The organism is Vibrio sp. RM-69-4 (genome assembly GCF_024743775.1).
Taxonomy (GTDB): domain Bacteria; phylum Pseudomonadota; class Gammaproteobacteria; order Enterobacterales; family Vibrionaceae; genus Vibrio; species Vibrio anguillarum.
In genome coordinates this window covers 329,360-350,482 of the sequence record NZ_JAMQXI010000036.1, presented here as the reverse complement: position 1 = coordinate 350,482, position 21,123 = coordinate 329,360, and the positions used below count along the sequence as shown (strand labels likewise).

Here is a 21,123-nt window from a genome sequence, read left to right as displayed (position 1 = left end):
TCACCATACTGCTCAAAATCGATCCAGCTCACACTTTTAGTTCAAAATGCACCAGTAAGATGCATCACTTCAACGCAAAAATACATAAGCAATTGAATTTAAACAAATAAAAAACTGGCATTAACCCTGCTAACTCTAGATTGGTATAACATTAACAAGGAGTTGGTTATGTTTGTTTTTATCTCAATGCTTATCTCTATCGGTATATTGTGGCTGATGTTTTATCTGGCAAAACAGCGTGAATCCACATTACAACGTAAATATCAACTGCTGATCGACCTTCGCCAGCTACTGTTTTTATGCCGTCAGCACCGTAACATTACCCATCAAACACTAGCCTCTGGTCAAAGACGCGACACTGAGTTGAATGAATTGCAAGATACGCTATACGAAAAAAGTAATCACTTAATTGCTATCGCACATTTTGACAACAAACCAATGTACCGTGTGCTGCAAATTAAGCTCAAAGCACTCATGAAGGAGTGGCCAGAGCGCTCTGTGGCTCGTAACCAAATGATGCATGGTAAAATAATTCGTCACTGTATGTTCTTAATGGATGAGGTGATACTGGCTTGGTTGGTGGAATCCAACCGCGAAGATCTCAGCGATGAATACCATATTAATTGGCAACAGGTCATTGATGCGATGGACGCGCTAACTCAGTTACGCATCAGCATTGATGAAATGGATACTCAAGATGGCCGCATACGCTTGCAGCATTATAGTGAGGTTGTCAGGCGTAGGATGAATCAACTCGCCTTAATCAGCCCTTTAACGGTAGCTTCGCCAAGCTGCTCAGCCGCGCTACATAGCCTGAGCGAACTGCATGATCATCCTGCCTTTCAAATAGAAGCTGGAGCGATGTACCAAATCACTTCGGATATTTCACTCAGCATCTCTCACGTTTACGACCAGATGCTCAGCGACTTAACCGAGAGCTTGTACATTCCGTTGCCTAAATTGGCGATTGCTTAGTGAGTAATTGTTTAGCTGGTGACTGTTTGACTGGTGATTATTTAGAAAGTAAAAAGGCCACTTTATTCAAAAGTGGCCTAATCACTCACCGTGTACATAGATACATCAGTGTAAATTCAGAACTCAATTACAGCATTTTACGCGCAGCTTCGACAACCACTTTGATTGAACGAGCCTCGGTCTCTTTGAGTGTCGCGTGATCTGGGATCTCTTTTTGAGTACGGTTGATGATCACACCCGCCACACAACCTGCTTTCAAACCTGAGCTCGCACACATGGTTAGCAAAGTGGCGGATTCCATCTCAAAGTTCAATACGCCCATGTCTTGCCACTCTTTCATCGAGCCTTGGAAACGACGCACAACACGACCCGTGAAGGTGTCATAACGCTCTTGGCCTGGGTAGAAAGTATCACTTGATGCGGTGACGCCCATGTGCACGGTTGCACCACTTTCAACTACAGCCGCTTTCATTGCAGTGGCGACATCGAAATCAGCCACAGCAGGGAATTCCATTGGCGCAAAGTGCAAACTTGCACCGTCAAGGCGAACCGAACCTGTGCTGACAATCATATCACCCACATTGACATGAGGTTGGATTGCACCAGTAGTACCTACGCGTAGGAAAGTACGCACGCCAAGTTGAGCAAGCTCTTCAACCGCAATAGACGTAGAAGGACCACCGATACCAGTAGAACAAACAACGACTGGCTTACCGTCTAACTCTGCGCGGTACACAGTGTATTCACGGTGGCTAGCAAGAAAGACTGGATTTTCCATCTCTTCAGCGATTTTTTGTACGCGGGCTGGATCCCCAGGGATAATGGCCAAAGTAGCACCATTCAGATCGGCTTCGGTAACACCTAGATGGAAAACGGCTTGAGACATAAGTGACTCCTTATTGCGGCTTGTTCAGCTCATAGATATACATCGGGTATGCAGCTACTCTAGCGGACCACGCACCAACAAAGAGTGATCAAATTCACAATGAATGACGCAATGTAACGAATACATTCTCATAAAAACGGTTTGCATCACAAAAAACAGCAAGATTGATGAAATAACACCCAACCCTAAAAGATGATTTCCAACACTGCATAACAAAATACAAGCGCAATATCGACGCATTTCACACTATTACCACAATAGGGTGCAAACCCAACAGGCATGAGAGATAACGACCCGCCATGCCTTGCTGAGCTTTTTGGTTTTTAGTCTCGGACTATTTTTTAAATTTCAATAGACGCAACGCATTGAGCGTCACTAACGCGGTAGCTCCACTATCAGCCAGCACCGCCACCCATAAGCCCGTAATACCGAGTAAACTCGTGACTAAAAAGATACTTTTTAAGCCTAGCGCTAGCGTGACATTCTGGCGAATATTGGCGAGGGTAGCTTGTGATAGCTCGATCATGGTGGCGAGCTCGACCAATCGATTATGAGTAATTGCCGCATCGGCCGTTTCCAACGCAACATCGGTACCACCCCCCATCGCAATACCAATGCTGGCCGCTTTCATTGCTGGTGCATCATTAATGCCATCCCCGACCATCGCCACTTGTTTTTGTTGCGCCAACTGTTGAATGTATTCCACTTTATCTTGCGGTAATAAACTGGCTTTGAAATCTATCCCTAATTGAGCACTCATCGTCGCAGCGCTTCTAGGGTTATCGCCAGTGAGCATAATAGTGTCGATCCCCAAACGGCGCAGAGCTTCAATGGCGGCTTTGGCATCTTCACGCAAGGTATCTTGCCATGCGATTAAACCGACAATGTTCTCTTGCTCAAAAACCACCACCACTGTTTTGCCTTGCATCTCTAGCGCTTCCACTTGCGCGCTAAATACATCAGAAAACGGAACATTCGCTTTGCTTGGCGCTAATACGCGCAGTGATTTCCCTTCCACGACCCCCGAAACCCCACTGCCAACTAACGCTCGCTTGTCTATCGCTTCTGGAATGGGCAAAGCCATCGCTTGCACTTTTTTCACTAAAGAGGTTGCCAGAGGATGGCTCGAGCCCATTTCAACCGCTGCGACATAGCGCAACAATTGCTCTTCATCCCAGCCATTGAGCGCAACCACATCCGTAACTTCCGGTTTACCTTTGGTCAAAGTGCCCGTTTTATCAAAAGCAATACTCTCTATTTTCCCAAGTTGTTCGAGCGCCGCGCCCCCTTTGATCAGTGCACCACGACGCGCCGCTGCGGCAAGGCCAGAAGTAATGGCCGCCGGAGTTGAGATAACCAACGCACATGGACAAGCAATCAGCAGTAAGGCTAAGCCACGATAAACCCATGTTTCCCATGGCTGCGCAAACAGTGTCGGCGGTATCACAACCACGGCTAATGAAACCAACATCATTAATGGGGTATACCAGCGACTAAATTTATCAAGAAAACGTTCTAACGGCGCTTTGCGAGATTCCGCTTCTTCAATCAGATGCAAAATGCGGTCAATCGCGTTTTCACCCTGTTTGGACGTGATGGTGAAACGCACCACCTGATCCGCAACCACTGCACCCGCCATGACACTGTCACCTTGATAGCGTTCGACAGGCAGTGATTCGCCCGTTAACGCGCTCTCATCAAAGCTGGCCGACGCTTCGTGCAATTGACCATCCGCAGGTAGCCGAGAGCCGGGAGAAACTTCCACTACATCCCCCGGTTTTAGCTCATGTGCCGCCACCGTGATGCGTTCTCCTGCCACAATTTTTGTTGCCGTTTCAGGCACCAGTGCCATTAAAGCTTGTACACCGCTACGCGCTTTAGAAGCGGCAAAAGCTTCTAGCCGCTCTCCGATGAGGAAGAGTAATAGCACCATCGCCGCTTCAACCGTTTCACCAAGATAGAGCGCTCCGAGCGCCGCAACGCCCATTAAGGTTTCAATCGCAAAGGGTGTGCCTGAGCGTGCCAGTTGAATCGCTTTTTTACCGATAGGATACAAACCGGCAAGGCAGGTCAAAATGAACATCCCATCGCTGATTTGAGCGAAATAAGGCTGCACAATAGCGGCGAGTACCATGGCGCCAGCAATGGAGAGGATCTGAGCGTTCTGTTTTATGACCGACTTCCAGTCACTATGAATGGGGGCAGAAACTGGATTAGTTGCATCAATGCGGTGAGCCGTAAAACCTGCGTTACGAACCGCTTGCTCTATTTCAAGCGCTGCCTCTTCGGTATTAAACTTGACCACCAATTTTTCAGTGGCAAACAGCACTTTGGCGTCGATCACATTACCCACTTTTTTAAGCGCCGTTTCAACCTTACGTGCGCAAGATGGGCAATCCATCCCTTCAATTTTCCAGCTTTGGTTAAACTGTGTTTCAACTGGCGTGAGCTGCGCGGGTTCATCATCAGGATCATTGCTGGCACACTCTCGTGACCCGCAACACCCCTCTTCATTTGAATCAACGCCCGCAGCCCTAATCGCGGTAATTTTCAGGCTAGAGCATGACACCGCCTGCGGGTTTGCCATGCTATTTTTTGTAGTACTGCAAGCTTCATGTTTTGTGCACATAGGATTCTCCTTCTCTGATGCACAAAGCTTAAACCTTAGAGTCAACTCCAAGGTCAAGCGCATTTTTATCAAACCTGCACTTAACGCACATTCACTTTGATTAGATGGAAAAGAGGTGCACTGCACCTCTAGAATTTTATTTATTACTGCTGATATACCCAAACAACTTGGAGTTGCAGGTAGGCGGCAAGTGAGTGAGTCCCCATGAGCATAGGCAAACTATGTGATTGGGGTGAACGAACGTAGCCAACACCGCTGCAGCTTCAAGTAGGAAGGGGATAGTTTGCTATGTTGGTTTTTTAAAACAATGCGTTAAGTTTTTCCCTAATGCTCTCAGTACATCTCTGCGCGTAATAATGCCAACCAATTTACCTTGATCGATCACGGGATAAACTTTCGGTTTTCCTACTTTCATCATGTCAGCAAGCTCAATAATAGAAGTGTCTGATGAAACGGACAGCACTTCAGGGTGCATGCAGTCACGGACTAAATGGGTGTCTTCACAGAAATAACTCACCTTCACCAATTTATCGAGCAAATCCTGCTCTGATAGAAAGCCAATCACTTGTTCTTGGTCGTTAATAACAGGACCACCAAGATGCTCCGAACGCATCACTTTTTCTAAAGCCGCAGTCATTGGCATGTCCGGTTTGAAGGTGATGGCTTGTAATGTCATATAGTCTTTAACTATTAGCGATTGCATATCTGTCTCCTTGGTTGCAACGGTATGCTGCCTTAAGTTAAGTGTTGACTAATTTCACCGTTTTGCTAAATGGAAAAAATCGATTTTGCTCATCGGCACAAACTATCGATATTACAAATAGTTAATTTTTATCAAGGGTAAATGGCAAAATCTTTTATCAAAACGTCTCATTTTTGAATCAAACAACACGTTAAGAACACGATGTCTCGCAAGATTTTACAGTTAATATCATTTATATCTTAAACATTGACCGTTGTATTAATAAGGACTGGGCATGGTGAATTCGCCACTGTTTTCCGAGATTATAGAAAACCCAGCACTGATGCGCAGCTTGTTGGAGTCATTACCCGAACCCACTTTTCTGATTAACCGCGATGGCATATATGTGGAGGCCTTAGGAGGCACGGATCGCAGCCGACACCACGACCCAAGGGTTCTCATTGGCCTCAATCTATACCAGGTATTACCCGAAAAAAAAGCCGCTTGGTTTCATCAAATTATCCAAGAAGTCATTGATAACGGACAAATGCGAGAGTTTGAATACGATCTCGACCTAAGGGTGATAGCTCAATTTAAAGGCAGCTCTGGCCCTATCGATATTCAGTTTTTTAACGCATTGGTCATCCCGCTGAAAAATACTGAGTACGTGCTATGGATTGTGAGAAATATTACCGCTTATAAGCGCACGTTAGAGCGGCTTTCTATACACCAACTTGAGTTAGAAAAACTGACCAATGTGGATCATTTAACTCAGGTCTATAACCGTTATGCGATGGACTCATTGCTGCCCAAAGCGTTAGATAAGATCAAGCGTGAGCAAAGTAGTGCTGCAATTTTCATGATCGACTTAGATTGCTTCAAAGAATATAACGACCACTATGGCCATGTGAATGGCGATACTGTGTTGCGCAAGATAGCGAGCACTCTGCAGCATTGGAAACGTAAAGATGACCTCTGCTTTCGCTATGGAGGAGATGAATTTCTACTGTTTATTGCGGATATTGATATTAAACAGTGCGAGCAAAAAGCATTGCAACTACTTAATGAAGTGAGAGAGCTGCAAATCCCTCACCGCTATTCTCATGTCTCATTATATGTATCGATTACTATCGGCATCCAATATTGCGAACAGATACCGACTGGCATGACGCCAGAACAGTTTGTATCAACGGCCGATAAAGCGCTGTTTCACGCGAAGAATCAACAGCGCGGAACTATTCATATACTACACAAGGCTTAGTCGATGGTGTGATGATTAGCCCAACGCTGAGCGGCTTGGGCATCTGAATCTCGAGACTCCACCCAGCGTGTTTGTTCGGTGGTGCGCTCTTTCTTCCAAAACGGTGCTTTGGCTTTAAGGTAATCCATAACGAATTCGCACGCCTCAAAAGCCGCACCACGATGTGAGCTCGACACGCCCACAAACACGATTTGATCGCCAATATCTAAATCACCGATTCGGTGGATCACACGGATTTTTTGCACTGGCCATCGTGCCTGCGCCTGATCACAAATATCACTCAAGGCTTTTTCTGTCATTCCCGGATAGTGCTCAAGCGTTAAGCCAATAACATTATCACCTAAATTCATATCACGAACTTTGCCAATAAAGGTAACCACAGCGCCAGCGGAAGTACCTTGCGACAAATCACGGTATTCTGCGTCTACCGAGAAATCTGATATTTGAACGGAAATACGACTATCCATCACTAGCCTCCGGTTACTGGAGGAAAAAAAGCCACTTCATCACCATCACTTAACGGGTAATCAAAGGCAACGATGGTTTGATTGACTGCCACCAGCAGTTTTCCCGGTTGCAAGGCTAAATCCCATTTCCCAGGCTGCGAGGCTAAGTGGCTACGCAGTGCTTCAACCGTAGCAAACTGTGCCTTGAGTTGAATGCTGTCTTGGCCGATCAACTCACGAGTTTGAGCAAAAAAGAGGACATTAATCATGCGTGACCTTTTGTTGTGGCTGAGCGCTAAAGTAACCCGATTTCCCGCCGCTTTTTTCAAGTAAGCGCACTTGTTCAATCACGATATCTTTTTGTACTGCTTTACACATGTCGTAAATGGTTAACGCCGCCACCGATGCCGCGGTTAAGGCTTCCATTTCAACCCCTGTTTTACCGGTTAATTTACACAATGATTCAATTCGAACTTTGCTTTGTGCTTCGATGGCTTCAAGCTGCACTTCTACTTTAGTAAGCAGCAATGGGTGGCACAGTGGGATTAAATCCGACGTTTTCTTCGCCGCTTGAATGCCCGCAATTCTTGCGGTGGCAAACACATCACCTTTGTGGTGTTGCCCAGAAAGGATCAGTTGCAGCGTTTGTGGTGACATCTTCACAAAGGCTTCCGCACGTGCTTCACGTACGGTTTCAGCCTTGGCAGAGACATCGACCATATTGGCTTCGCCTGAGGCATTAATATGAGTAAATTCGCTCATTGAAACCCCGTTAAACCGAAAGATGTGGCATAAAGTTGCATGGGCGATGGCTGGCATCTAACTGCTGTTTGAGGATTTTTGTCCAACCGGTTTTGCACGCTCCTGTTGAACCTGGCATGGCAAAAATAACCGTATGGTTGGCAAAACCTGCAATGGCACGAGACTGAATGGTTGAAGTGCCAATTTCATCGTAAGAGACCAATCGGAACAGCTCGCCAAAACCTTCGACTTCTTTATCAAACAAGGGCTTTAATGCCTCTGGTGTGCTGTCGCGTGAGGTAAAACCCGTTCCGCCCGTGATCAGCACGGCTTGCACGTTTTCATCCGCGATCCACTGAGAAACAATCGCGCGAATTTTATACTGATCATCAATAACAATCTGCTTATCGGCCAGAATGTGTCCCGCTTGTTGAAGTTGCTCAGCTAAGTAACCGCCTGAAGTATCGTTTTCTTCAGTACGAGTATCGGAAACCGTCAGTACGGCAATATGTGCTGGTTGAAATGCGCTTTCTGCGTGACCCATGTGTTCACCTACTGTTCAAATGTGTACCAACATCACCCGCTAAACAATAGCCAGTGACAAAAAGAATTTAGCCGCCAATGGAGGCGAGATTAGGCGTCATACCCGTATTGCCATCTTGTAAAAAATGGCTGACCGACTTGGTCTGTAATTGCGCTTGAATTCGCTCAATTAAGGCTTGCTGTTGATTATCTTGGGCGAGCAGATCGCGTAATTCAACGCCTTGCTCACCGAAAAGGCACAGGTGTAACTTCCCCTTTGCCGAAACACGTAAGCGATTGCAGCTATGGCAAAAGTTTTTCTCATACGGCATGATAAGACCGATTTCACCTTGGTAATCGGCATGAACAAATACTTGCGCTGGCCCATCATTGTGAGCTCGGGTTTTCAGCACCCAACCATTGGCAATCAGTTGATTACGAATGGCAACACCTGAAATATGGTGACGCTCAAACAGCGAGTCCATTTCACCAGTTTGCATTAGTTCAATAAAACGAAGTTGAATAGGGCAATGTTTAATCCAATCTAAAAAAGCAGGTAACTGCTGATGATTAAGGTCTTTTAGCAGCACAACGTTGACTTTAACTTGCTGGTAACCGACTTCAAAAGCGCGATCAATCCCCGCCATCACTTGCGTAAATTTGTTTTCACCCGTGATTTGGTGGAACATTCTTGGATCAAGACTATCGACACTGACATTGATATGCGTTAACCCGGCCGATTGCCAACCTTCTACTTGTTTGGCCATACGGTAACCGTTGGTGGTGGTCGCCACTTTCTCTATACCAGCGGTATTCGCCACACAAGCAATAATGTCGTTAAAGTCTTTACGCAAAGTTGGCTCCCCCCCTGTGATGCGTACTTTCGACGTACCACAGTCGGCAAAGGCTCGCACGACGCGTTGTATTTCAGGAAGGGTTAAAAAAGACGAGTTTTTCTGCCCCGAAGGTTGATAACCATCAGGCAGGCAATATGTGCATTTAAAGTTACAGACATCTGTAACAGATAAACGTAAATAATAAAATTTACGTTGGAATCTATCTTCGAACTGTTGCGCCACGGAACACCTTTCCAAATACGGGAGGCATAATCATTTCCAATTATGCCCTTGTGGTATTAGACCACTGGCTTAACCACCCTATCTCACAAAAATGAGACTTAGCCAGTTAAGCTCGGAGCTATGGCAGCCGTTGAGGTAGTATAATTAACTATCTCTACAGCAGCTGATAAGTAAAATACTTAATATTAGTAAGTGATTCTACCCTTATCGTAAAAAAAAAGAGTCCATTACCCAATTTACCTCCTAATGAGTATGGGTTGTGAACAAGCTGATTTAAATTGTAGTTAATTATTAAAAAATAAGAAGAACAGATGACTCTATACACTTCAAAGAAAGTCGTCGCCATTGGCGGAGGACATGGGCTTGGACGCATGCTAGCGGCGTTAAAAGATTTTGGCTCCAATGCGACAGGGATTGTAACCACCACAGATAACGGCGGTTCCACTGGGCGCATTCGCCACTGCCAAGGTGGCATTGCATGGGGCGATACACGTAACTGTATCAACCAGTTGATCACTGAGCCTTCCATCAGTTCGATGATGTTTGAATATCGCTTTAAAGGTGCGGGAGAACTCAATGGCCATAACCTCGGTAATTTGATGCTGACTGCATTAGATAACCTATCTGTGCGCCCTTTAGACGCGATCAACTTGATCCGAAACATGCTCAAAGTCGATGTTAATATCTTACCTATGTCAGAGCATCCTTCTGATCTTAGTGCACTTTCTATGGATGGTCACTGGGTCACGGGTGAAACGAACGTGGACGAGATGACGGAAGATTTAAGGCGCTTAGATTTATCACCTGAAGTGCCAGCAACCAAAGAAGCCATACTCGCCATCAGTGCAGCAGACTGCATCATCCTTGGCCCGGGAAGCTTTCTCACCAGTGTGATGCCACCACTACTGCTGCCCGAAATTGGCAATGCCATTGAGCAAAACGTAAAAGCAAAGCTGATTTTTGTTGAGAACTTGTCTCCCGAGCAAGGACCTGCTGGTCGCATGTCGCTACGGCAGAAATTGGAATGGTGTGAGCGCGCCTGCCACGCGCGAAAAATCGATGTGGTGATCGGCGATACACCACATCCGGAGCTGGCTGAACACTGGCATTGTGTCACTACAGAGCTAGCATCATCCAATCGTGACTGGCGGCACGACCGAGTTAAACTTCAAAAAGCCATTGAGAATCAACTCACAAGCTAATCCATCAAGTGGCAGTAGCAACGATGCGTCTCTTCGATAAGAGCGCGCATCGCCGCCACTTCTTCAGCCTCATCAAAAATGCAGTTTGCCTTTCCTTTGCTATCGATATCCACCGCTTTAGCGCACAGTTTATCCGCACCAAAGCTGGCGGCACTGCTTTTTAGAGCATGGCTGATGTCTTTTAAATATTCGATTTTATCCGGCAGATTTTGATCAGCTAGCTTCTGTGTATAGGCGCTCAGCTCGCTGAGAAAAATATCGAGCAATATTGGCACATTCTCTTCTCCAATTTCTTGGGCCAAATGCGCAATTTTGTTTTTATTGATCAGTTCCATATCTCTATGAGTTCTCTCTACTGTTCCACGCTTGAAGCTTGCGGTAGATCGTTGAAGGGCTAACGTCTAAATAACTGGCTGCTTTAGGAATATTACCATCACACGCTTCTATCGCTTGTTCGATGGCTTGCTTTTCCGTCATCCATAAAGGAAAAATATCGTGCACGGTTATATTTTCCTTGCGCGTTTCCGTCGTTAGGTTTGCTAATCGGATCTTGTTATCCACGACTTGATTTAGCGGTGGCGGTAACATGCTCAGTTCGATCTCGTTGCCGTGGTTCAATACCACCACATTCCGCAACACGTTTTGCAGTTGACGCACATTACCCGGCCATTCATAGCGCGTAAAACGCTCCACAACCTCTGGCGCTAAGCGGACAAAACCTTTGCCTTCTTCTTTAGACATAAAGCCGAGCAAAGAGTAAGCAATTTCAATAACGTCATCGCCTCGCTCGCGTAGCGGTGGTAAATGCAATGGGATCACATAAAGACGATAGTACAAATCTTCACGAAAACGGCCCTCTTGTACCTCTTTCCATGGATCGCGGTTGGTAGCGCAGACAAAACGAACATCGACACTTTTCATCTTCGATGAGCCCACTTTCTGGAATGTGCCCGTTTGGATAAAGCGCAACAGCTTGGTCTGCAAATCCAAATCCATTTCACACAGTTCATCCAAAAACAGTGTGCCGCCATCAGCCAACTCGGCTGCGCCTTGGCGATCGGTCGCTGCGCCAGTAAATGCGCCTTTCACGTGGCCAAAGAGTTCACTCTCTATTAAGTCTTTAGGAATGGCGGCGCAGTTAATCGCAATGAAGGGTTTATCGCCACGTTTACTGGCCGCATGAATCGCTTCTGCGCACACCTCTTTACCCGTGCCACTTTCGCCAGTAATAAAAATACTGGCTTTACTGGAGGCCGCTGAGTCAATGGTTCGATAGACTGATTGCATGGTTTGACTGCTGCCGATAAAACCTTGGTAGTTCTGATTACCCGGGTTACCAGCCTCATTTTTTAGTTTGCTAGCTTTACGTATGGCGTTGTTAACCGTGACGCGCAAGCGGTCTGCTTCACAAGGTTTGATCAAGAAATCTTGGGCACCGTGACGCATCGCTTCCACTGCGGTATCGATCGAACCATGAGCGGTCATGAATATCACTGGCACATTGGGGTAGTGACTTTTCACAGCATGTAAAACGTCCATGCCCGTCATATCGGGTAATCGAAGATCCAGCAATATGAGGTCCGGCTCTCGGTGAGCTAAACTCTCTATCGCATCACGACCTGTACCAACAATATTGATATCGATTTCAAGGGGGGTGAGGTATGAACGATACAGCGCCGCAACGGAAGCCGTATCTTCCACCATCAAAAGATATTTAGCCTTTTGTAGAGAAAAGTCAGGTTGCATATTCTAGCCATTATTATTTTGTACTTTGCCTTAACTATTGCATTAAGGTTCGCATTTTGCAAAATAAAATAACAAAAAGGCACTAATTCGTTAGTTAATAGCCCTTTTTGCATAAAATTAATTGGCACGATATGTGCTCTATTCAATATGACCCTTAGGGGTCACCTAGCCAACTGACGTTGTTAGTGAATAAAGTGTTCACAAATAACAGCCAATAGACCTTTTTCTATTGGCTATTTTTTTAACTGTTGGTAATGAACTGCTGACGCAGTTTTTCAATTTGGTCACGCTTTTCGGCAGCCAATTCAAATTCTAGGTTTTGTGCGTGTTTGTACATTAACCCTTCTAGTTTGGCGATCTCTTTTTCCAGTTGTAGTGGCGTGAATATTTCATAAGTTTGCGAGCTTTCTGCCACCTTCGACAAAGGTACTTGTTTGCTCATCCTCTGCTGCTTGGACTTAGTAATATCACCTAACTCCATAATATCTTTGACATTACGTTTCAGCGCCTGAGGTGTTATCCCTTGTTCTTCATTATGTGCTTGCTGCTTTTCACGGCGACGATCTGTCTCATCCATCGCTTTCTTCATTGAGTTAGTAATGCGGTCAGCATAGAGAATCGCTTTGCCTTCAATGTTACGTGCCGCACGGCCAATGGTCTGAATTAATGAACGTTCTGAACGTAGAAAGCCTTCTTTATCCGCATCAAGAATTGCGACGAGAGAGACTTCAGGCATATCCAAACCTTCACGCAGTAAGTTAATACCCACTAACACATCAAACTCGCCTAGGCGAAGGTCACGAATAATCTCAACCCGCTCAACAGTATCAATATCTGAGTGCAGATATCTGACCTTAACCCCATGTTCATGAAGATACTCAGTTAAGTCTTCAGCCATGCGTTTAGTCAATGTCGTGATCAGCACACGTTCATCTTTCGCTGAGCGAATGCGGATCTCTGACAACACATCATCCACTTGTGTTGCGACTGGTCGTACTTCCAGCACGGGGTCCAGTAATCCGGTTGGGCGCACCACTTGATCCACAATTTGTCCGGCTGATTTTTCTAGCTCATAGTTGCCCGGGGTAGCAGAAACAAAGATCGTCTGCGGCGCAAGTGATTCGAACTCTTCAAACTTTAATGGACGGTTATCTAAAGCGGAAGGCAACCGGAAACCAAACTCCACTAACGTTTCTTTGCGTGAACGATCGCCTTTGAACATCGCGCCAATTTGCGGCACGGTTACGTGTGATTCGTCGATAATCAATAAACCGTCATGCGGTAGATAGTCAAACAGTGTCGGAGGCGGCTCTCCCTCTTTTCGTCCACTAAGATAACGTGAATAGTTTTCAATACCTGAACAAAAACCGAGCTCATTCATCATTTCAATATCAAATTGAGTACGCTGCGATATGCGCTGCTCTTCGAGTAGTTTATTGTTTTCCAACAGGTAGGCTTGCCGGGTTCGCAACTCCTCTTTGATGTGCTCTATCGCATCGACAATGCGCTCTCTTGGCGTAACGTAGTGCGTTTTAGGATAGATGGTATAGCGAGGAAGATCTCGCTGAATCATTGCGCCCGTCAATGGGTCAAACAAACTGATGCAATCTACCTCATCATCAAACATTTCAACACGCACGGCCGCATAATCCGATTCCGCGGGAAAGATATCGATCACCTCTCCACGAACTCTAAATTGACCACGTTCAAACGCCATATCGTTACGTGTGTATTGGAGTTCGGCTAAACGACGGATAATGTCGCGCTGATCCATCACATCGCCACGGCGAACATGCAGCATCATTTTCAGATAAGAATCAGGATCACCCAAACCGTAAATCGCCGATACAGAAGCCACAATAATCGCATCTTTACGCTCAAGCAGCGCTTTAGTCGCGGAGAGTCGCATTTGTTCTATGTGTGAGTTAATCGAGGAATCTTTTTCTATAAATGTGTCCGTGGTCGGCACATACGCCTCTGGCTGATAGTAGTCGTAATAAGAGACGAAATACTCAACCGCATTATTGGGGAAAAATGACTTCATCTCACCATACAGCTGGGCTGCGAGCGTTTTATTCGGTGCCAACAAGATAACCGGACGCTGCGCCTTGGCGATCACATTAGCCAAGGTGAATGTTTTCCCTGAACCCGTCACACCCAATAAGGTTTGATGAGCAAGACCTGCATCTAGCCCATCAAACAATTGCTTGATCGCCGTAGGTTGATCGCCTGACGGTTGATAACCCGATACCAATTCAAACGTTTTGCTCATAATGCCGTTGTCCTCTATAACTGAATAGGCATTCTCGCTGTTAGCCATGTTTTGTTGCAAGTAATTGTTCAAAATAGTTGCGTCGTAAATCACCCCTGTTTTGAAAAAATGCTAGTTTCTTCTCCATACGTTTGCTACCATCTTCGGCCTGATTCGTAAAAAACCACTCCTAACTTTCAAAAATAATCCACTTGTTTTCCCCAAAATTTTAAAATGACTCCCTTTTTCTCATCGCCATTCATTTTCATTTCTTATTGATAATTTCAGTTGATAAATCAAAAAATAAAATAAAAAACATAGTGTTATATAAAAAATAAACTCAACAAATGAGTAGAGTAATAACTCAACATTCATTGATGAAACGAATTGCTCAGGATTCGTCAACACACTTATCCACAATTTTGGTGGATAACTAAACCTAGCCTAATGCCGATAAGGGGTACAGAAAAGTAAAGTATTTTCAGGGAAATATTTTTACTTTTTCTTCGGCTGGAAAGGTTGACACTGAACACCCCAGTCGCTACCATTCGCACCGCTCAAAGCGATTCCCCCTTAGTTCAGTCGGTAGAACGGCGGACTGTTAATCCGTATGTCGCAAGTTCAAGTCTTGCAGGGGGAGCCAAATTCCAGAAGAAAGACGTCTTAGGACGTCTTTTTTTGTATCTAAACCTAGCTATTTCAAGGGATTGCATTCTCTTAACGTCTTTTCCTGACTCGTACTAGCTTAGAAGTTTAGGTACACAAATAGGTACATTGTCCGTATGTTCCAATTTACGGTGTACCAATCATGGCAAGAACAACTAAATCTTTAACAGATAAACAAATCTCTAACGCTAAACCACAAGATAAAGAGTATACGCTCTTTGATGGTAACGGCCTTCGTCTACGAGTAAAACCAAACGGTACAAAGACATGGCTATTCAACTATACACGTCCACACAACGGTAAACGCGCTAACATGACGTTTGGCAGTTACCCTAGCCTTTCCCTAACAAATGCACGAAAGAAGGCTCTAGGCGCGATAGAAACGCTGCAAGCTGGCATTGATCCTCAAGTCAAACTCAAGAACCAACAAACGATAGAGCAACAGCGCTTACTATCCACATTAGCTGAAGTTACAAACAGTTGGTTAACAGTAAAGAGCGCAACCATTAGTGAAAAAACAAGGGTGAACCTTCAGCGAGCTTTAAATCTTCATCTGCTACCGAAGCTTGGCAACACTCCTATCACTGAGCTTACTGCACCTTTAGTGATAAATACCCTTCAGCCACTTCAGGCTAAAGGACACTTAGAAACACTGAAAAGGATCTGCCAACGTGTGAACGAAATTATGAGTTTTGCTCAGAATAAGGGACTTATTGAGTACAACCCTTTAGCCAAAATCAGTTCTGCGTTCTTGAAACCTACCGTCACCAATATGAAATCAATAAGTGCCGACGAACTTCCTGAGTTAATGAGAACCCTAGGACGGGCCAGTATCATGTATACCACTCGATGTATGATTGAATGGCAACTGCATACCATGACTCGACCTATTGAGACAGCGCAAGCTCGTTGGGATGAAATTGATTGGGATGAAAATCTATGGGTTATTCCAGCAGATAGAATGAAAAAAAGAAGGGATCACTTAGTGCCTCTAACTCCGCAGACTTTAAATCTGTTGAATGAGATGAAAAAAATAAATGGTGGAAGCGAATACATATTCGCTTCCTATAAAGACCCTATGAGGCCGAGTAACAGCCAAACGGCTAACATTGCCCTTAAACGTATGGGCTTTAAAGATCGTTTGGTGTCTCATGGTTTACGTGCTCTAGCTAGTACAACGCTAAATGAAACCAAACTCTTCCATAATGACGTTATTGAGCTTGCTCTCGCTCACGTAGATAGGAATCAAGTTCGAGGTATTTACAATCGGGCGTTGTATCTTAATCAACGTAGAGAAATGCTACGCTGGTGGAGTAACTATATCGAGGAGGCATCGAAAGGGAACTTTTCCATTTGTGCAACTAGCTAGTCAATAACATTCATCGTGAATTAGGCTGCCAACATCGCTGACAGCCTAATTTGTATAGGTATCAGAATTATAAAAATATTAACTATTTATGAATTAACTATTTGTGAATGTACTTCTCTTTCTCTGTCATACTCCAAACTCAAAAAAGTAGGCAGAGATACCTATTTCTTAGGTCAGATTGGCGTGTTTCGCTAGCTCCATCCGTCTCATATTTGATCACTAGCTTTCTAAGCTGCCTATACGGCAGTGAACCGCAATTCCGTCTCTGGTGTGCCCGTTCTAATTTTCTAAGCTGCCTATACGGCAGTGAACGCCTCAGCACTTAATGAGTGAGGCCCGAAATTTTTCTAAGCTGCCTATACGGCAGTGAACTTCAGGGCGAACGACACTAACTACAGCTAAGCTTTCTAAGCTGCCTATACGGCAGTGAACCTGAGTTAAGCGCTTGCTCAATGCCGAACTTCTTTCTAAGCTGCCTATACGGCAGTGAACGTTCAGGCTCATTGTATGAATTCTTAGTGCCTTTTCTAAGCTGCCTATACGGCAGTGAACGGGAAGGTATGCGCGCGGAACTGGCCGTGACGTTTCTAAGCTGCCTATACGGCAGTGAACTTAGACCCAATCCACTTGCCTTGCCCTGATATTTTCTAAGCTGCCTATACGGCAGTGAACAGGCGGTGTCGTTTAGCGTATCGAAAACGAATTTTCTAAGCTGCCTATACGGCAGTGAACGTTCCGCACCTAAAAGTATTGTCCATTAACAATTTCTAAGCTGCCTATACGGCAGTGAACATATTTTGGTTGTACTTATCGCTGTTTATGTTTTTCTAAGCTGCCTATACGGCAGTGAACAAGCCCTTTAATCACGCATGTTGAAGTGTATTTTTCTAAGCTGCCTATACGGCAGTGAACAATTGCCGCGATTGCAGCGCCAGTTCGGAGCGTTTCTAAGCTGCCTATACGGCAGTGAACCAGTTTTAAAACTGACTGGTCGTGATTATACGTTTCTAAGCTGCCTATACGGCAGTGAACTAATCGTCAGGAACGGGAGTCGGCAGTATCGCTTTCTAAGCTGCCTATACGGCAGTGAACCTGTAGATTCAGGAACCATTCGTAAGCTTACCTTTCTAAGCTGCCTATACGGCAGTGAACGTTGGAACGCGCTTGCGGTTAAGTTCCCTTGCTTTCTAAGCTGCCTATACGGCAGTGAACTGCTCTATCCAATTGAGCTAACGGGGCAAAATTTTCTAAGCTGCCTATACGGCAGTGAACTTCTTAACCGCAGACCAGCCGATCGTCATGGTTTTCTAAGCTGCCTATACGGCAGTGAACATGGTGGACAATTTAAATTTAGCGACTACGGTTTTCTAAGCTGCCTATACGGCAGTGAACAACAACAGGTACTTGCCCTTCACGCTTAGCTCTTTCTAAGCTGCCTATACGGCAGTGAACGTTCGGGTACGAAGTTTCAGTTACTTTCGGGCTTTCTAAGCTGCCTATACGGCAGTGAACGAAACAACAATCCGGCCAACATCGAAGATAACTTTCTAAGCTGCCTATACGGCAGTGAACCTGTCGAGGATAAAAACCTTAGGCCAAAAGATTTTCTAAGCTGCCTATACGGCAGTGAACAACAAGGCCAGCCCTGCGTGATTGAAATCGGTTTTCTAAGCTGCCTATACGGCAGTGAACCTTCGCCCCCTTTCGCCTTTATTTCGCCGCGTTTTCTAAGCTGCCTATACGGCAGTGAACCTGTTAAAGGTTCAATCTCCCATTTCGAGCGCTTTCTAAGCTGCCTATACGGCAGTGAACTTGGCGGCGATGGTTGATTGGTTGGTGCCGTATTTCTAAGCTGCCTATACGGCAGTGAACCTCAGATGAAAAATATTCGCATTGAAGTGGATTTTCTAAGCTGCCTATACGGCAGTGAACTGTTAGAAGAGGACGACCAAAATGTCGTTTATTTTCTAAGCTGCCTATACGGCAGTGAACCGCAACACTTACTTTGCAGCGCGTAGTAGTAATTTCTAAGCTGCCTATACGGCAGTGAACTTATTGTCCATTAGTAAATCCTCTTATATAAATTTCTAAGCTGCCTATACGGCAGTGAACTGGATGCTAAAAGACAACGGCGAAGGCGCAATTTTCTAAGCTGCCTATACGGCAGTGAACGGTGAAGAGTTGGACTCGGCTCCACTGTCAACTTTCTAAGCTGCCTATACGGCAGTGAACACGGCCTTGTGGGTTGTTGGTGGTTTAGTTGCTTTCTAAGCTGCCTATACGGCAGTGAACTTTTAACTGCACTCCAAACCGTCGCAGCAACTTTTCTAAGCTGCCTATACGGCAGTGAACAGTCGCGCATTGATGGACGTAGTGCGAAGTTATTTCTAAGCTGCCTATACGGCAGTGAACAAGCCATGCAGTTTTTACTTGGTTCAGGGCAATTTCTAAGCTGCCTATACGGCAGTGAACGTTCTTGGCTTGCGACCGTGGTCGCATCTACTTTTCTAAGCTGCCTATACGGCAGTGAACTTACGCTCAAAGCCTCCATAGCAACATCTTCTTTTCTAAGCTGCCTATACGGCAGTGAACGACCACCCCAGAAGCATCGCGGCGCAAGATAATTTCTAAGCTGCCTATACGGCAGTGAACGGCTGCTTCGGCAGGCCGCTTTCCGTTTTGGCTTTCTAAGCTGCCTATACGGCAGTGAACACAAAATCACACCGGGGGTTGTCTACGTTGGTTTTCTAAGCTGCCTATACGGCAGTGAACCTGAAACTCGCCCACACCTTTTGAAAACGTCTTTTCTAAGCTGCCTATACGGCAGTGAACAATAGAATAAACCAATAAAAATAAGCTGCAACAGGCTGTTAGGGTAAAAATCATCTTTTTACCTTGTTAAAACCCACCTATTGCAACTATTTGTATTTAAAGCACATTTTTAAAGAGCAAAAATAAAGGGTAAAAACTACCCTTTTCGTTCAATTTAAAAGTGCGGTACGGTAGCCAATACTGACTGCCCATGCGTTTTGCTGCCCAAACCATAGCAATCGAAGCTCCCATCTTGCGATATACTTTGCTGCTCCATCTGAATAAACAGCGGGAACTTGCTGTTTTTTTCTGGTGAGCGTTGCTTGGTTTGCTGGCTATGCAAGTAAATAAACGGCAAAGAGCACAATGCTGTCGGCTTGCTTTGTTGCAAAGCCGCCAAGCATTCCTCCAGCGGTTTGCCGGATTTTGCTGCCCATAGGACGGCTTTTTGCTGCATATCCCGCTCTATTCGTTCGGGCGATTTCACCTGCTTGCGTACAAAACTTACGTAAGTTACATCGTTTGGTACAGGTTTGATCCCTTTGATGTGCACATAGTCTTCTAGCCGAGTTAGCCAGCGGTGGATATCCAACTTTTCCAATGTCGCTTGCTCTTTTGCAAAGAGACGCAACTTACTGCCAAGCGGAAACTGCGCTTGACGATAATCAGGAAAACCGACCGCAACCAGAGATTGGTTGCTCGCCACTTTGTGCTCCACCAAAGCAATGTGCACTTGTTGAAAGACGTTTTGCCAAAGAAAGCCCAAGGCAATGTCGGCGTCTGGCAATAAAGTGATCTCTTGGTAGTAGTTCATCACTGCCACCTATTTGTCACTTTCGCCAAACACACCACCACGCACCAATACCGCCATGACGTAATGCTCATCTTCTTCACGGGGCAAGCTTTCACCACGCGCCCACTTATCGAAGAAGGTGTAAAAATCTTGCTTGTCTTTCGGGGTACGGAACGCCTTTCCTAAATTGGTGACAGCGCCATAAGGTTCAATCGCAATGGCTCCTGCACTTTGCTCCTCAGATGCGTAATCTGGGTACCAAGTATCAATGGAACGCAGTGCGTTACCAATTTTTTGTGAGTGCATCGCAGCATGCTCATTAACCGCATACAGGATTTTACTTTTCTTGGTTTTGCTGTTTCCTTTATCCAGCACCAACTCTTCACTAGGGTAAACTTCTTGGGCTTTACCAACTTTGGCATAGCAGTCAATTTGCAGCATCAAATGATCAGTTTCACTGGCTAGCACCTGAGCAATTCTGTCGGCCAAACTATTGATCTGTGGATCGTTATGATCAAAGTGTTTAGTACTGAATTGTTTGGCATTAAAGGTCCACGCCTGCTCTGCCCCTTTGTTTAATGCCTTGACTTGCACTTCAATCTCTTCTGCACCAACGCGGTTTCGCCATAGAAAACGGGCATTGGCAAGGTTGGTGGCATAACGTTTCGCCAATTCGAAACAGCCATATTTGGCAATGTATTGTGAAACCGCAGCACCGTAGCTCTGTTTGAACAGCGCGTTGTTACACGCCGAAGGTTGGGCAAGCCCCCCTAATACTTTGAGTGTGAAATGTAGCTTCAAAGTATCGTGATCCTGCCCCAAGGCACAGGCGTCTACCCGCTGTAAATTTGCTTTTTCAACTTCCGCATTCAGCTTAGCGGGATCGTTTTTCACTGCGGATTTTAAACGGTTGGAAATGGTGCCGCGCACTGATTTTTCTTGCAAGGCTAATGGGGTGGCTTGCGCTTTGGTTTCCCACTGGCATCCAAAGAGGTAGCCATCGGATGGCACTAGTTTTTTTTCAAATGCGAGCACTGATGCGATGTCGTTATTTTTAGCCATGA

Annotated in this window: 17 protein-coding genes, 1 tRNA gene, 1 CRISPR repeat array and 1 riboswitch; of the genes, 5 read left to right on the top strand and 13 right to left on the bottom strand. The window is 45.4% G+C overall.

From position 1 onward, the window contains the following. The first annotated feature begins 162 nt into the window (after nt 1–162). A complete protein-coding gene (locus NB504_RS05855) occupies nt 163–975 on the top strand; it encodes a hypothetical protein (protein WP_013857254.1) in 813 nt (270 codons plus the stop codon). A gap of 127 nt (nt 976–1,102) precedes the next feature. Here the strand turns inward: NB504_RS05855 and udp are convergent, their stop codons facing one another. From udp to NB504_RS05840, 3 genes are all read right to left on the bottom strand, one after another. After that, nucleotides 1,103–1,861, bottom strand: coding sequence for a uridine phosphorylase (gene udp / locus NB504_RS05850; RefSeq protein WP_010320675.1), 759 nt, complete (start codon nt 1,859–1,861; stop codon nt 1,103–1,105). A gap of 334 nt (nt 1,862–2,195) precedes the next feature. Then, nucleotides 2,196–4,490: a zinc/cadmium/mercury/lead-transporting ATPase gene (locus tag NB504_RS05845; RefSeq protein WP_258428471.1), complete on the bottom strand. Its 2,295-nt coding sequence runs from the start codon at nt 4,488–4,490 to the stop codon at nt 2,196–2,198. 286 nt (nt 4,491–4,776) lie between these two features. Next, nucleotides 4,777–5,193: a CBS domain-containing protein gene (locus NB504_RS05840; protein ID WP_013857256.1), complete on the bottom strand. Its 417-nt coding sequence runs from the start codon at nt 5,191–5,193 to the stop codon at nt 4,777–4,779. A gap of 274 nt (nt 5,194–5,467) precedes the next feature. On the opposite strand from NB504_RS05840, the gene NB504_RS05835 reads away from it, so the two are divergent. Next, nucleotides 5,468–6,433: a sensor domain-containing diguanylate cyclase gene (locus tag NB504_RS05835; protein ID WP_258428470.1), complete on the top strand. Its 966-nt coding sequence runs from the start codon at nt 5,468–5,470 to the stop codon at nt 6,431–6,433. Here NB504_RS05835 and moaE read toward each other — a convergent pair. The 5 genes from moaE to moaA form a co-directional block, all read right to left on the bottom strand. Continuing rightward, the gene (moaE, locus tag NB504_RS05830; RefSeq protein WP_038148363.1) at nt 6,430–6,900 is read right to left on the bottom strand and encodes a molybdopterin synthase catalytic subunit MoaE; all 471 of its coding nucleotides are present in this window, start codon (nt 6,898–6,900) and stop codon (nt 6,430–6,432) included. The genes NB504_RS05835 and moaE overlap by 4 nt on opposite strands. Nucleotides 6,901–6,902: 2 nt before the next feature. Further along, complete coding sequence (gene moaD / locus NB504_RS05825) at nt 6,903–7,148, bottom strand: molybdopterin synthase sulfur carrier subunit (protein ID WP_010320680.1); 246 nt, start codon at nt 7,146–7,148, stop codon at nt 6,903–6,905. Then, nucleotides 7,141–7,641: a cyclic pyranopterin monophosphate synthase MoaC gene (moaC, locus tag NB504_RS05820; protein WP_258428469.1), complete on the bottom strand. Its 501-nt coding sequence runs from the start codon at nt 7,639–7,641 to the stop codon at nt 7,141–7,143. The genes moaD and moaC overlap by 8 nt, the downstream gene beginning before the upstream one ends. A gap of 10 nt (nt 7,642–7,651) precedes the next feature. After that, nucleotides 7,652–8,164 (bottom strand): molybdenum cofactor biosynthesis protein B, encoded by a 513-nt coding sequence (moaB, locus tag NB504_RS05815; protein ID WP_096036505.1) that lies wholly within the window; start codon nt 8,162–8,164, stop codon nt 7,652–7,654. Nucleotides 8,165–8,231: 67 nt separating this feature from the next. After that, entirely contained in the window at nt 8,232–9,221 is a 990-nt protein-coding gene (moaA, locus tag NB504_RS05810; RefSeq protein ID WP_258428468.1) for a GTP 3',8-cyclase MoaA, read from the bottom strand. Further along, a riboswitch (molybdenum cofactor riboswitch) is annotated at nt 9,210–9,353 on the bottom strand. It overlaps the preceding gene by 12 nt. A 179-nt stretch (nt 9,354–9,532) precedes the next feature. Here moaA and NB504_RS05805 point away from each other — a divergent pair. After that, a complete protein-coding gene (locus tag NB504_RS05805) occupies nt 9,533–10,423 on the top strand; it encodes a YvcK family protein (protein ID WP_013857260.1) in 891 nt (296 codons plus the stop codon). On the opposite strand, the gene luxU is transcribed toward NB504_RS05805, so the two are convergent. The 3 genes from luxU to uvrB all read right to left on the bottom strand — a co-directional run bounded on the left by luxU (nt 10,420) and on the right by uvrB (nt 14,441). Then, nucleotides 10,420–10,758 (bottom strand): quorum-sensing phosphorelay protein LuxU, encoded by a 339-nt coding sequence (luxU, locus tag NB504_RS05800; RefSeq protein ID WP_013857261.1) that lies wholly within the window; start codon nt 10,756–10,758, stop codon nt 10,420–10,422. The genes NB504_RS05805 and luxU overlap by 4 nt on opposite strands. 4 nt (nt 10,759–10,762) lie before the next feature. After that, a complete protein-coding gene (luxO, locus tag NB504_RS05795; RefSeq protein ID WP_026028983.1) occupies nt 10,763–12,169 on the bottom strand; it encodes a quorum-sensing sigma-54 dependent transcriptional regulator LuxO in 1,407 nt (468 codons plus the stop codon). A gap of 241 nt (nt 12,170–12,410) precedes the next feature. Beyond that, on the bottom strand, nt 12,411–14,441 hold the full coding sequence (gene uvrB, locus NB504_RS05790; RefSeq protein WP_029189720.1) for an excinuclease ABC subunit UvrB: 2,031 nt from the start codon (nt 14,439–14,441) through the stop codon (nt 12,411–12,413). A gap of 546 nt (nt 14,442–14,987) precedes the next feature. Here uvrB and NB504_RS05785 point away from each other — a divergent pair. Continuing rightward, nucleotides 14,988–15,063: transfer RNA gene (locus NB504_RS05785), tRNA-Asn, on the top strand. 165 nt (nt 15,064–15,228) lie between these two features. Then, nucleotides 15,229–16,455: an integrase domain-containing protein gene (locus NB504_RS05780; RefSeq protein WP_258428467.1), complete on the top strand. Its 1,227-nt coding sequence runs from the start codon at nt 15,229–15,231 to the stop codon at nt 16,453–16,455. A 224-nt stretch (nt 16,456–16,679) separates the two neighbouring features. Next, a CRISPR array of direct repeats spans nt 16,680–19,287; the repeat unit is 28 nt; unit sequence TTTCTAAGCTGCCTATACGGCAGTGAAC. 154 nt (nt 19,288–19,441) lie between these two features. Here NB504_RS05780 and cas6f read toward each other — a convergent pair. Both cas6f and csy3 read right to left on the bottom strand, forming a co-directional pair. Further along, entirely contained in the window at nt 19,442–20,080 is a 639-nt protein-coding gene (cas6f, locus tag NB504_RS05775; protein WP_258428466.1) for a type I-F CRISPR-associated endoribonuclease Cas6/Csy4, read from the bottom strand. Nucleotides 20,081–20,089: 9 nt separating this feature from the next. Further along, a complete protein-coding gene (gene csy3, locus NB504_RS05770; RefSeq protein WP_258428465.1) occupies nt 20,090–21,121 on the bottom strand; it encodes a type I-F CRISPR-associated protein Csy3 in 1,032 nt (343 codons plus the stop codon). Nucleotides 21,122–21,123: the final 2 nt, after the last annotated feature.